Raw genomic sequence first — 13,098 nt, forward strand, 5'->3', positions numbered from 1 at the left:
TTAGCAGAGGTCATGCAGCAAATAGAATCAATCAATAGCTTTAAGAAGTTTGGAAGAGTCAAAAAAGTCATTGGATTAATGATTGAATCTCAAGGTCCAGAAAGCTCTATTGGTGATGTTTGTCATATTCATGTTGGTCAAAAAGGCAGAAAAAGAGTCATTCAAGCTGAAGTAGTAGGTTTCAAGGATGAAAACATTCTTTTAATGCCTTACACAACCATTAATGAAATTGCTCCAGGTTGTTTAGTTGAGGCAACGTCAAAATCACTTGAGGTTAAGGTCGGTATGGGACTGATAGGAAATGTTATCGATTCACTTGGCAATCCATTGGATGGTTCATTATTGCCGAAAGGGCTTTTAGCCGTACCAACGGAACAGAATCCTCCAAATCCGATGACCAGACCTCCAATTTCAGAACCAATTGAAATGGGTGTCCGGTTAATTGATGGTTTACTAACAGTTGGCAACGGACAGCGTGTTGGGATATTTGCTGGAAGTGGTGTTGGTAAAAGTACTTTGCTTGGGATGGTTGCAAGAAATTCAAAGGCAGATTTAAATGTAATTGCCCTAATTGGTGAACGCGGGCGTGAGGTTCGCGAATTCATTGAGCATGATTTAGGTCCGGAGGGACTGAAAAAATCAGTCGTAGTTGTGGCGACCAGTGATCAACCAGCACTTATGAGGATTAAAGGGGCTTTTACAGCAACAGCGATAGCAGAGTATTTTCGTGATAAAGGGTTAAATGTCATGATGATGATGGATTCTGTCACGAGGGTAGCAATGGCTCAACGTGAAGTAGGTTTGGCAACAGGAGAGCCACCAACAACCAAAGGATATACACCATCTGTATTTGCAATTTTACCGAAATTACTAGAGCGAACAGGACGAAATGAATTGGGCTCTATCACAGCTATCTATACGGTGCTTGTTGATGGAGATGATATGAATGAACCCATTGCCGATGCGGTACGGGGGATATTAGACGGACACTTTGTGCTTGATCGCAGTTTGGCCAATAAAGGTCAATATCCAGCCGTCAATGTGCTAAAGAGTGTCAGTCGGGTCATGAATAACATCGTTCCTTTCGAACATTGTCATTCAGCAGAACAGCTTCGTGATATGCTTAGCACCTATATTAATTCAGAAGACCTTATTAATATAGGTGCGTATAAAAAAGGTTCTTCCAATCAAATCGATGAAGCGATTCGATTATATCCTGAAATCATTTCTTATTTAAAGCAAAGTACCGATGAAAAAGTCACTTTTCAAGATAGTGTCAATTCTTTGCATCAGCTAATGGAAAAGGGTAGAAACAATGAGATATCAATTTAAATTCGAAAAAATATTATCGATTCGTGAACGAGAAAAAGATGAAGCACTTTCGGTTTACAATGAGTCAATCAAAAAATTCGAAGAAGTCGCTGAGAAACTTTATAGTTTATTGAAAAAGAAAGAGGATATCGAAAATTATCAATCATCGAGGTTAAAGGAAGGTCTTCCCATACAAGAAATTAGGCACCATCAACAATTTATCATCAATATTGAAAAAAGTATTGAACACTATCAAAAAATGGTTATGAATGCCAGAAATCGGATGAATTTTTACCAGGAAAAACTGATGGAAAAAAATATTGAAGTAAAAAAATATGAAAAAATGAAAGAAAAAGATGCCTTAAATTTTTTTAAGGAAATGCAAATGCTTGAGAATAAACAAATGGATGATATCTCGATTCAGTTTTATATGAATCGAGGAGGCTAGGTGATGAAATGGATAAAGCGATAGAACAACCTGAAAAAAAACAAAATCGATTTCAATGGTTTTTATTTGTTATTCTCATTCCTTCCTTATTTGCCATTGCGCTAGCTCTAATTGTATTAACGATAGCGGGAGTAAATGTATTCGACAAAGCCAAGGATTTGAGCGAAAAAATACCGTTTATTTCATCAATGGCTGATGAAAAACAACCATCGAAGTCATTAGAATCATTGGAAAAAAAGTCCATTTCTCTTGAGGCTGAAATAAAAGACAAAGAAGCAAAAATTGACCAATTAGAAAGTCAGCTCGATAGCAAGGATTTAGAAATAGAACGTTCCAATCTTGAAAAACAGCAACTCCAAGCAGAGATTGATGAGTTACAGGCAGCTAAAAATGAAAATAAAAGAGCGATGAAGGATATTGTGCAAACTTATGAATCAATGTCTCCTAGCAAATCAGCTCCAATCATTGCAGCAATGAAACAGGAAGAGGCAGCTAAAATATTGTCTAATGTCCAGGCTGATACACTGGCTGCTATTATGGAAAAAATGGATCCAAAGGATGCAGCAAGATTTACAGAAATCTTAACGAATAAAAGCCAAACATCAGCATCACAACCTTAATTCATGGATTTTGAAAGGAGGTGAAAAAGTGGAAATTGGTGCACTTGGTTTTATTAATAGTTTAATTTCAAGTGGAAAAAAGGAAATCTCGGCAGGGAGTCAGCAAAAAGGCTTTATTAGCATTTTAAATGCTCAAATTCAAGGGAATTCAAGTGAAGTTTCATCAAGTATAGCTTCTGATTCAAAGTTATCTAACGCTGATTTAAAAAGTCTGATTGATTTTCTGCAGACGGATGATATTCTCGATTTGGATAATGGTTTGAGTCTGCTCGATCAGACACTTTCTTCCGGCCAAACCAATTTGCTGAAGCTGATTCAGGATTTCTTAGGATTATCGGATTCATCTATTCAGGAAGCAATTCAGTCTTTGAAAAAACTAATCTCACAATCTTCTATTGCAAATGATCAATTAAACGAATCCCTTAGCGCAATTGGGAATCAAGATGATGAGAAAGATCATCAAACGGAGGATACAGTAAGTAGTTTAGCTGCGCTCATGTCAATGATTGCAGCAATGCCTGCTAGTGAGCTTAAGTCCTTAACAACAAACGATTTTGCAGAAGTTGTAAAGGTGGCAAAATTGTTGGATCTAATCTCAAAGCACGAGGATGGAAATGGAAACAAGGGTCAATGGAATGAATTATTAAATAAGGTTAGCGAAAAAATAGAAACCTTTCTTCAAAGTCAGACCCAAAAACAACCAGAGCGGCTTGAATTTTTACAAAAGACTTTTGCTCCAGTAGCAGCAGAATTGAATCAAAAAGAATCAACAAGGCAAAATAGTGTTTTTACGGAGAATCTCAGCCGTGAATTGCAAAATGCTGTAAAAGAATCCGAGAAGAATTCCAATATTGTCACCTCCGTAAAAGGAGAGTCAGGCGTTCAAAACAAAGCAGAATTCTTAAATGGACAGGCTATTCAATTACAGCAAATGTCTAAACCGGAACAATTAACTTTAATGCTTGAAAAAAATGGGAGACCCGTTTCAACGGAGCAAATGATTCAGCAGTTTGAATCTATATTATCTAAAAGCAGCTTAATGAAGTCGGGTGACGCGCAAACTTTATTATTAAAATTAAACCCAGAGCATTTAGGTTCACTGCGAATTCAATTAATTCAAACTGAATCGAGTTTTGTCGCAAAAATTATGACCTCAACAGGAGCAGCTAAGGATGCGTTAGATGCGCAATTGCAGCATTTAAAGCAAGCGTTTAGCGCACAAAATATACCAGTTGATAGAATCGAAGTAACCCATCAAGTGAATCAAAATGAGAGCTTTTTAAATCAGGAGCAGCAAGGGAAAGAGCAGCAAAGGCAAAATCCGAGGAACCAGAAGGATGATCAAGATCAAAACGAAGGATTTCAGATATCCTTTGAAGATGCCTTGCTAAATATTGAAGTATAGGAGGTGGAATGATGACGAATTCTATTGATTCATCTTTGTTATTAGACAACTATCAAAATAATCAAAGAAAGACAGGCGATGTTTTAGGAAAGGATGATTTTTTGAAGTTGTTAATGACGCAATTACAAAATCAGGATCCATTGAATCCCATGCAGGATCAAGAGTTTATTGCTCAAATGGCTCAATTTTCTACCTTGGAACAAATTACGAATATGAGCAATGCATTTAATGCATTTGCCGAGGCGCAGGACCAAAATAAAATGATTACCTATAATCAATTTATAGGAAAAGAAATTACTTGGCACAAAATTGCTGATGAGAAGGATGAAAATGGTAATACGATTATCCAGCAGGGGTCAGGAAAGGTGAAATCAATTCAATTTAAGGATGATCAAGTCTATTTTATCCTTGAGGATGGAACCACCCTTGAACCAGGAAATATTTCACAGGTAAATGAACTGTCTACCGATAATAATCTGGTACAGGCAAGTCAGTTAATAGGGAAAAAAGTAACGTATCTCAATGATAAGAATGAAGAAATATCAGCAACGGTAAGCTCGGTTTCCTTAAAAGACGGAAAAACCTTGTATGAACTAAATGATGAAGCAAAAACAAAAATTAATTCTTCACAAATAACCAAGATTGAAGGCTAGAAAAAGGAAGTGATTGGATGGAGAAGCCAATCTTTCGTCCGATTCAGTCACCAAGTTTAAACTCTCATTCTGTTCGTAAAAATCCGCAAGCAGTGAACCCAGGTTTATTCTCTAATCAATTGCATGCGGCGATGAATGCAAGTAACAAATTAACAATTAGCAAGCATGCACAAGAACGAATTGAACAAAGAGGGATCGATATTAATGCGGATAGATGGAAGCGAATAGAGAGAAAGGTAACTGAAGCAAAAAGTATGGGAGTCAATGATTCACTCGTATTATTGCAAGATGCTGCCTTAATTGTGAGTGCTAAAAACAACATAGTTATTACCGCAATGGATCGGAATGAAATATCATCACAAATTTTTACCAATATTAATGGAACTATTATTTTAGATGATTAGGCTGGACCACATAATGGAGGCCAAGAGTTGCGGACTGACTGAAGCAGCTCAAGTCATGAAAGGAGAACAATTATGCTACGTTCAATGTATTCCGGTATTAGTGGGATGAAAAATTTTCAAACGAAATTAGACGTAATTGGTAATAACATCGCAAATGTGAATACACCAGGCTTCAAAAAGGGTCGTGTAACATTTAAAGATACCATGAACCAAACAATCTCTGGTGCAAGTGCATCAACTGCTTTACGTGGTGGTAAAAACCCAACTCAGGTAGGATTAGGCTCAACCCTTGCAACGATTGATACGATCACGACTGGCTCAAGCTTACAAACAACGAGCCGACCTCTTGATCTGGGAATTGATGGAGATGGTTACTTTGTTGTGAAGCAAGGGGATGCTGAGTTTTACACTCGTGCTGGGAATTTTTATTTAGATGATACTGGAACACTCGTGAATGCTGATGGCCTTAAAGTTCAGGCTTATAAATATGATGACAAAGGGAACTTAACCAATGTTTATGGGGATGTTTCTGTCAATGTCAATGCAATACTTCCGGCCGTTACAACGAAAAACATTACATTTTCTGAAAATTTATCAGCGGATGCGAATGTTAATACGGTTTTTAGTCAGCAACTGAAGGTTGTTGATAAGAATGGAGATCCGCAGGCGATCACTATATACTTCAAAAAGACTGCTCAAGATAAATGGGATGTTTATATTGATAAGGATCCTAATGCTAAAAAGGATGATGGTTCACCTTTATATACAGCTACGGATGCAGATGTGAATCTTGATTTCTCAGGTACCACTGTATCACCAGCTAAGAAAGCTTTAACAAATGTTCAGATACCTTCTGGACTAAAGGATGATGAGGCAACTGCTACCGTAGATGAAAGTAAGCAGACATTAGCAACATTAGATCTTGATTTTACCAAACTTACCCAAAATGATGGTGCAACCACAGCACTAGTAAATCCGGATGGAAATACAGAAGGAAAACTTGAAAGCTTTAGTGTAGGTTCAATGGGTGAAATCAATGGAGTCTATTCAAATGGCCAAATCGTCACACTAGGGCGTCTTGCTATCGCTAAATTTAGTAACTCCTCAGGTCTAAACAAAGCAGGCAGTAATCTCTTCCAAGAAACGGTAAACTCAGGTACGCCAGATATTGCTGCTGCTGGTGAAGGCCGGGGGACAATTGCTTCTGGTTCTCTCGAAATGTCAAACGTTGACCTTTCAGAAGAATTCACGGAAATGATTACTGCTCAACGTGGATTCCAGGCGAATACGCGAATTATCACAACATCCGATGAAATACTTCAAGAGCTAGTAAACTTAAAACGATAGTTTAAGGGAGGGACAGGGTTGAAGTCTTACTTCAACCCTGAAAATAACATTGATTAAGCTTACTCGGTTAAATGGCAAACCATTTATAATTAATGCGATCTATATTGAAACCATTGAATCGTTTCCAGATACGACGATTACATTAACCAATAATAGAAAATATGTTGTAAGGGAAAAGGAAGAAGAAGTCATCCAATTGGTAGAAAAATTTTATCAATCCGTTAATCTTCTTGGTAGACAGCAGTTGGAGGATAATGAAGATGAAGAATAATAAGCTATTAATGATTATGTTAATTTTGATTGTTGCTATCACACTTGTTGGTGCAGTAGCGGCTGTAGTTGTGTTAAAATTTACAGGTCAGGAAGATAAAAAGCCGACGATTGATGAAGTATTAGAGGCTTCTGTGGATGTCCCGGAAATTACCACTAACCTAGCGGGTGAGGATTTTATTAAAATTTCCTTTAAAATTCAAACTGATAGCAAAAAAGCAAAAGAAGAACTAGAAAAAAGAGATTTTCAGGTGAAGAATATTATTATTGAAGAATTGTCTGAGAAAAAGGCTGAGGATCTGAAAGGTAAAGAAGGAAAAACCAAATTCGAAGAAGATTTAAAAATGAAAATAGATGGATTAATGCAGGAAGGAAAGATTGAACAAGTCTATATTACAGAGTGTCTCCTCCAATAAGTAAATATATTGGATAATTGAAGACTTAATTTGGAGGTGAGAACATTGTCTGGTGAGGTTTTATCACAAAGTGAAATAGATGCATTATTGTCAGCATTGTCAACAGGAGAAATGGACGCGGATGAGCTAAAAAAGGAACAGACCGAAAAGAAGGTAAGAGTCTATGACTTTAAAAGGGCATTGCGGTTTTCAAAAGACCAAATTCGAAGCTTAACACGAATTCATGAAAACTTTGCAAGGTTATTAACGACTTTCTTTTCTGCCCAGCTAAGAACCTATGTTCAAATTTCGGTTGCCTCAGCTGACCAAATTCCATATGAAGAATTTATCCGCTCTATTCCGAAGATGACAGTTCTGAATGTCTTTGAGGTTCCGCCTTTAGATGGACGGATCTTAATGGAGGTCAATCCCAACATTGCTTATGCCATGATGGACCGGCTCCTTGGAGGAAAGGGGGCAAGTATTAATAAAGTTGAAAATTTAACCGAAATCGAAACGAGAATCATGTCAAATACATTTGAACATGCTTTTGAGAATTTGCGAGAAGCATGGGAATCTATTGCAGAGATTGATCCAATTCTCTCAGATTTCGAAGTGAATCCACAGTTTTTACAAATGGTATCTCCGAATGAAACCATTGTTGTCATCTCATTAAATACCACTATTGGTGAAACGAGTGGAATGATCAATATTTGTATCCCACATGTAGTTTTAGAACCAATTATTCCTAAGCTATCTGTACATTATTGGATGCAAACAGATAAAAAGGAAAAAAATCCTCAAGAAATTGCATTACTTGAGAAAAGAATTCAAAAAGCAGATGTAACTGTAAATGCGGAGCTTGGTGATTCAGAAATCACGATTCATGATTTTCTTATGCTCGATATTGGAGATGTAATTGAACTCAATCAAAAGATTGATCAGCCGCTAATAATCAAAATCGGCGATATCCCAAAATTTATTGGACAACCAGGGAAATTAAACAAAAAATTAGCGATACAAGTTTTAGATGCTCTGAAGGAGGGAGACGACGATGATGAACGGTGATATGCTTTCTCAAGATGAAATAGATGCGCTTTTACGAGGAACAGATGATGTGAATGATGATATGACGAAAAATGATGTAAACGTCGATGATTTGCTGTCTCCAATGGAACAGGATGCATTAGGTGAAATCGGAAATATCTCATTTGGGAGTTCAGCGACCGCATTATCTACTTTATTAAATCAAAAAGTTGATATTACTACACCAACAGTTACGATAGTCTTAAAAAATAAGGTTGCTGATGAATTTCCACATCCTTATGTCGCCATTCAGGTTAAATATACAGAAGGATTTGCTGGAAGTAATCTCCTCATTATTAAACAAACAGACGCAGCGGTTATTGCAGACCTTATGCTTGGTGGAGATGGGAAGAGTACAACAACAGAAATGCTAGGCGAGATTCAACTAAGTGCTGTTCAAGAAGCAATGAATCAAATGATGGGATCTTCTGCGACATCCATGTCAACGATCTTTCATAAACGGGTCGATATCTCACCGCCCTCCATTGATTTCTTAGATGTCATTCATGGAGAAGGAACAGACCAGTTGCCAAACGATGATATGCTTGTAAAGGTTTCTTTTCGCTTAAAAGTTGGGGATTTAATTGATTCGAATATTATGCAACTCCTTCCTTTGGACTTTGCAAAGAGTTTAGTCAATGAATTATTAAATCCAAATACTCAAGTAGCGGAGGAACCTGTTAAAATAGAGGAGGAATCTCCCACTAATACGATTGAACAGCCTGGTGCAACTCCGTCAACATCGATACCAAATCAGGAATTTCCAAGCAATTCTTCACCGTATACGGAGAACGCGTCATATAGTTCTGGGCAAGCTGGTAGCATGAATATGCAACAGACAACTATTGAGAATCCGGCGAATTTTCAAAATCCTTCTTCTCAAAGCAGTCCACAGCTGTTCGGAGGTTATCCAGGTGGAAACCCACCAAATGTTCAACCTGCCGTTTTCTCAAGTTTTGAGCCGGTTCATCTTCAAGAATCAGAAACAAAGAATTTAAATATGCTTCTAGACATTCCATTACAAGTAACCGTTGAACTTGGCAGGACGAAAAGATCCGTGAAGGAAATTTTAGAATTATCGGCTGGATCGATTATTGAATTGGACAAGTTGGCTGGAGAACCAGTAGATATTCTCGTCAACAATCGACTCATTGCAAAAGGTGAAGTGGTTGTCATTGATGAAAACTTTGGTGTACGCGTAACGGATATAATAAGCCAAAGTGACCGATTAAAAAAATTAAGATAATCTAGTGGAGGTTAAACACGATATGGCACAAAGGATTTTAATTGTTGATGATGCAGCATTTATGAGAATGATGATTAAAGATATTCTCTCAAAAAACGGATATGAGGTTGTAGGGGAAGCTGCAGATGGGGCTCAAGCCGTTGAAAAATATAAAGAAACGCAACCTGATTTAGTAACAATGGATATCACGATGCCTGAAATGGACGGAATTACTTCCTTAAAAGAAATCAAAAAAATTAATCCTAATGCAAAAGTAATTATGTGCTCGGCAATGGGGCAGCAAGCGATGGTGATCGATGCGATTCAAGCGGGTGCAAAGGATTTTATCGTGAAACCTTTCCAAGCAGATCGTGTATTAGAAGCTATTTCCAAAACCTTGGGATAAATCTACTGATTTAGAGGTGCTTAAATTTTGCGAAACCTAATGTTTTTCATGAAAGTATTGCTTTTCGCAACGATTGCTCTGCTGGGCGTAGAGAAGATGGCCTATGCAGAGCAGGTTAATCAAAGCGTCAAGGAATGCATTGAAAACCCAGATGCATGTAAGCAAAGTCAACCCGCTAATGATAATAACACCAATGCCTCAAATCAAAAGAACGCTGATGTAGGATTAACAATTTGGGATTTTATTAAGATGATTTTTGCGACTATATTTGTTATTGCCTTGCTTTATTTCCTGCTTAAATTTCTTAATAAAAAAAGCCGATCCTTTAAAAGTTCTCAGATAATAGAAAACATTGGTGGAACATCCCTCGGGTCTAATCGTTCTGTACAGATTATTAAGGTAGGTCATCAATTATTAGTCGTTGGTGTTGGGGAAAGTATTCAGCTTCTTAAGGAAATTGATGATGAAGAAGAGTATCGCCAAATTTTGTCAGACTATAATCAAAAGATGGAACAACTTGTTCAGCCAAGCGATATTGTGACAAAGGTATTGCAAAGAGCAAAATCAAAGAAAAAAAACATAAATGAAGAGAACCAGTTTAACAAGTTATTGAAAAAACAGCTACAAGATATAAAAAATGAAAGAAAAAAGGTATTTGAAGAGATGGATAAGAAGGGACCAGAAGATCAATGAGTCAGTTTATGGAGTTTTTTAACAGCAGCTCACCTGAAAATGTTTCTACTTCAGTGAAGCTTTTACTTCTTTTGACTGTACTATCAATTGCTCCTAGCATACTCATATTGATGACATGTTTTACACGTATTGTCATTGTTCTTTCCTTTGTCAGAACGGCGCTTGCAACGCAACAAATGCCACCCAATCAGGTGATAATCGGTTTATCTATATTTTTAACCTTTTTTATCATGGCGCCAACTTTTCAAGAGGTCAATAAAACAGCTCTAACTCCTCTTTTCAATGAGGAGATAAATTTGGAGCAGGCCTATGATAAAGCGGCACTCCCCTTTAAAGAGTTTATGAGTGCTCATACAAGGCAGAAGGATTTAGCATTATTTCTTGATTATGCCAAAGCGGATAAGCCGAAATCGATAAAAGATATCCCATTAACGACTCTCGTACCTGCATTTGCAATCAGTGAAATTAAAACAGCTTTTCAAATCGGATTTATGATTTTTATTCCATTTTTAGTCATTGATATGGTTGTAGCGAGTGTGTTAATGTCTATGGGAATGATGATGCTTCCACCGGTCATGATATCATTGCCATTTAAAATTCTTTTATTTGTTCTTGTTGATGGATGGTATCTAGTAGTGAAATCATTATTAGAAAGTTTTTAAAAAGCAGGTGACAAATAGTGACCCCAGAATCTGTTATTTCAATTGCTGAGCAAGGAATATGGGCCGTGATAATCGTATCCGGACCACTTCTTTTGTTAGCGCTTATTGTCGGATTAGTTGTTAGTATTTTTCAGGCAACAACACAAATTCAAGAACAGACACTTGCATTTGTCCCTAAGATTGTTGCTGTTTTAGTTGGAATTGTCTTTTTTGGACCATGGATGCTTAGTCATATGCTTTCTTACGCCAATGAAATATTTTCGAATTTAACTAGGTTTGTAGGATGAATATAGTAGAGTATTTACCAAAGTTTCCGGCATTTTTATTAGTTTTTGTTAGGGTTACTTCCTTTTTTCTAATGATGCCCTTATTTTCTTACAGGACGATTCCAACTCATTATAAGATCGGTCTAGGGTTTTTTTTATCATGGATTATGTTCTTTACAATCGATGCACCGACACTTGATATTGACGGTGCTTACTTTTTATTGATTTTAAAAGAAGCCTTGGTGGGGATTTCCATTGGCTTTATGGCGTATTTAATTTTATCGGCTATTCAAATAGCTGGGGGATTAATTGACTTTCAAATGGGATTTGCGATTGCCAATGTTATTGACCCACAAACAGGTGCTCAAAGTCCACTTACTGGGCAATATTTCTACATAATTGGTCTTATGTTTCTATTAGCAGTAAATGGTCATCACCTTTTGTTGGATGGAATTTTCTATAGCTATAAATTTATCCCACTTCAACAAGCATGGCTTCCATTTAGTCACGGAAATGTGATGGAGTATATCATCCAATCCTTTAACTCGATGTTTATTATTGCCTTTCAAATGTCGATTCCTGTCGTAGGGAGCCTCTTCCTTGTAGATATTGCTTTAGGGATCGTTGCGAGGACGGTTCCACAGCTTAATATTTTTGTTGTGGGGATTCCCGTAAAAATTGTGGTTAGCTTTATAGTATTAGTTTCTGTCATGAGCGTTATGATTATGGTCGTTTCACAGTTGTTTAACACGATGTTTGATACGATGAGAGGTCTTATGGATCTATTGGGAGGGTCATCGTGATGAATTGGATATCCTTAGATTTACAATTTTTCGCTGGTGAAAAGACAGAAAGGGCGACACCGAAGAAACGGCAAGATGCTCGAAAAAAAGGACAAGTTGCAAAAAGTCAGGATATCAATACGGCTGTGGGATTACTTGCCATTTTTCTTTATTTAATGTTTGCAAGTAGTTATTTAAAGGAACATATCGTCAATTTATTTCGGTTTCCTTTTCAAAAATATATGTTAATGGATCTTACGGAAAATAATATTCAAGTTATTTCCCTTGATATATTAAAAGAACTTGCTCTCTTTCTTGGACCAATCCTTTTAGTTGCAATGGTTGCCGGGATTTTATCGAATTATATGCAAGTGGGTTTTTTATTTTCAGCCGAAGCAATTCAATTTAAATTAGAAAAGATTAACCCTATTAGTGGATTTAAAAGAATTTTTTCAATGAGATCCATTGTAGAGCTGTTAAAATCCATTTTAAAAATTAGTTTTGTCGGCTTCGTCACTTTTACGGTTCTTTGGTCGAAAAAGGAAGAGATTTTGGTTTTATCTCATAAATCAATTGGGGCCATTATGGCCACACTTGGTAATTTGACCGTGCAAATGGGTTTGTTTGCTTCTGGCGCCCTTCTGTTTTTAGCTTTATTAGATTTTCTTTATCAAAAATATGATTTTGAAAAAAATATTCGCATGTCAAAGCAGGATATTAAAGATGAATATAAAAACTCAGAAGGGGATCCGCTGATTAAATCAAAGATTAAGCAAAGACAGCGTGAAATGGCAATGAGAAGAATGATGCAGGAAGTCCCAAAGGCAGATGTCGTCATTACGAATCCAACGCATTATGCGATTGCCTTAAAATATGATGAAAAAAAGTTAGAAGCTCCCTTTGTTGTAGCAAAAGGAGTGGACTTTATGGCACAAAAGATTAAATTAATAGCAAAAGAAAATGATGTGATGACTGTTGAGAATCGACCATTGGCACGGGCATTATATAGCCAAGTGGAAATTGGTGATGCCATTCCGGAAGAATTCTTTAAGGCTGTAGCTGAAATACTTGCTTATGTCTATAAAACGAAAAATATCATGTAAGTTCATTTTCTATTGAAAGATT

General features: G+C 36.8%; 17 protein-coding genes. All 17 read left to right on the top strand.

Annotated features, from left to right (window positions below; all coding sequences use genetic code 11):
* Window positions 1–12: 12 nt before the first annotated feature.
* The 17 genes from fliI to flhB all read left to right on the top strand — a co-directional run bounded on the left by fliI (window position 13) and on the right by flhB (window position 13,076).
* The gene (fliI, locus tag ACE38V_RS07390) at window positions 13–1,332 is read left to right on the top strand and encodes a flagellar protein export ATPase FliI (protein ID WP_375840760.1); all 1,320 of its coding nucleotides are present in this window, start codon (window positions 13–15) and stop codon (window positions 1,330–1,332) included.
* Window positions 1,316–1,759, top strand: a complete 444-nt coding sequence (gene fliJ / locus ACE38V_RS07395) for a flagellar export protein FliJ (RefSeq protein WP_375840576.1) — start codon at window positions 1,316–1,318, stop codon at window positions 1,757–1,759. Before fliI ends, fliJ begins: the two co-directional genes overlap by 17 nt.
* Window positions 1,760–1,767: 8 nt before the next feature.
* A complete protein-coding gene (locus tag ACE38V_RS07400) occupies window positions 1,768–2,379 on the top strand; it encodes a MotE family protein (protein WP_375840577.1) in 612 nt (203 codons plus the stop codon).
* Window positions 2,380–2,407: 28 nt separating this feature from the next.
* Window positions 2,408–3,784: a flagellar hook-length control protein FliK gene (locus tag ACE38V_RS07405; protein ID WP_375840578.1), complete on the top strand. Its 1,377-nt coding sequence runs from the start codon at window positions 2,408–2,410 to the stop codon at window positions 3,782–3,784.
* Between the two features lie 11 nt (window positions 3,785–3,795).
* On the top strand, window positions 3,796–4,437 hold the full coding sequence (gene flgD, locus ACE38V_RS07410; RefSeq protein ID WP_375840579.1) for a flagellar hook assembly protein FlgD: 642 nt from the start codon (window positions 3,796–3,798) through the stop codon (window positions 4,435–4,437).
* Between the two features lie 17 nt (window positions 4,438–4,454).
* Complete coding sequence (locus tag ACE38V_RS07415; protein WP_375840580.1) at window positions 4,455–4,841, top strand: TIGR02530 family flagellar biosynthesis protein; 387 nt, start codon at window positions 4,455–4,457, stop codon at window positions 4,839–4,841.
* Window positions 4,842–4,913: 72 nt separating this feature from the next.
* Window positions 4,914–6,188, top strand: coding sequence for a flagellar basal-body rod protein FlgF (gene flgF, locus ACE38V_RS07420; RefSeq protein ID WP_375840581.1), 1,275 nt, complete (start codon window positions 4,914–4,916; stop codon window positions 6,186–6,188).
* Between the two features lie 49 nt (window positions 6,189–6,237).
* The gene (locus tag ACE38V_RS07425) at window positions 6,238–6,459 is read left to right on the top strand and encodes a flagellar FlbD family protein (RefSeq protein ID WP_375840582.1); all 222 of its coding nucleotides are present in this window, start codon (window positions 6,238–6,240) and stop codon (window positions 6,457–6,459) included.
* Complete coding sequence (fliL, locus tag ACE38V_RS07430) at window positions 6,449–6,874, top strand: flagellar basal body-associated protein FliL (protein ID WP_375840583.1); 426 nt, start codon at window positions 6,449–6,451, stop codon at window positions 6,872–6,874. Before ACE38V_RS07425 ends, fliL begins: the two co-directional genes overlap by 11 nt.
* A 45-nt stretch (window positions 6,875–6,919) precedes the next feature.
* Window positions 6,920–7,921 (top strand): flagellar motor switch protein FliM, encoded by a 1,002-nt coding sequence (fliM, locus tag ACE38V_RS07435; RefSeq protein ID WP_375840584.1) that lies wholly within the window; start codon window positions 6,920–6,922, stop codon window positions 7,919–7,921.
* A complete protein-coding gene (gene fliY, locus ACE38V_RS07440; RefSeq protein ID WP_375840585.1) occupies window positions 7,908–9,185 on the top strand; it encodes a flagellar motor switch phosphatase FliY in 1,278 nt (425 codons plus the stop codon). The genes fliM and fliY overlap by 14 nt, the downstream gene beginning before the upstream one ends.
* A gap of 22 nt (window positions 9,186–9,207) precedes the next feature.
* Window positions 9,208–9,570 (top strand): chemotaxis protein CheY, encoded by a 363-nt coding sequence (gene cheY / locus ACE38V_RS07445; RefSeq protein WP_375840586.1) that lies wholly within the window; start codon window positions 9,208–9,210, stop codon window positions 9,568–9,570.
* 27 nt (window positions 9,571–9,597) lie between these two features.
* Window positions 9,598–10,263: a flagellar biosynthetic protein FliO gene (locus ACE38V_RS07450; RefSeq protein WP_375840587.1), complete on the top strand. Its 666-nt coding sequence runs from the start codon at window positions 9,598–9,600 to the stop codon at window positions 10,261–10,263.
* On the top strand, window positions 10,260–10,925 hold the full coding sequence (gene fliP, locus ACE38V_RS07455; RefSeq protein ID WP_375840588.1) for a flagellar type III secretion system pore protein FliP: 666 nt from the start codon (window positions 10,260–10,262) through the stop codon (window positions 10,923–10,925). The genes ACE38V_RS07450 and fliP overlap by 4 nt, the downstream gene beginning before the upstream one ends.
* Window positions 10,926–10,942: 17 nt before the next feature.
* Window positions 10,943–11,212, top strand: a complete 270-nt coding sequence (fliQ, locus tag ACE38V_RS07460) for a flagellar biosynthesis protein FliQ (protein ID WP_375840589.1) — start codon at window positions 10,943–10,945, stop codon at window positions 11,210–11,212.
* Window positions 11,213–11,214: 2 nt separating this feature from the next.
* Complete coding sequence (gene fliR / locus ACE38V_RS07465; RefSeq protein ID WP_375840761.1) at window positions 11,215–11,994, top strand: flagellar biosynthetic protein FliR; 780 nt, start codon at window positions 11,215–11,217, stop codon at window positions 11,992–11,994.
* On the top strand, window positions 11,994–13,076 hold the full coding sequence (gene flhB / locus ACE38V_RS07470; RefSeq protein ID WP_375840590.1) for a flagellar biosynthesis protein FlhB: 1,083 nt from the start codon (window positions 11,994–11,996) through the stop codon (window positions 13,074–13,076). The genes fliR and flhB overlap by 1 nt, the downstream gene beginning before the upstream one ends.
* The last annotated feature ends 22 nt before the right edge of the window (window positions 13,077–13,098 follow it).

Origin of the sequence: Cytobacillus sp. Hz8 (assembly GCF_042263505.1) — a bacterium.
Classification (GTDB): domain Bacteria; phylum Bacillota; class Bacilli; order Bacillales; family Cytobacillaceae; genus Bacillus_BE.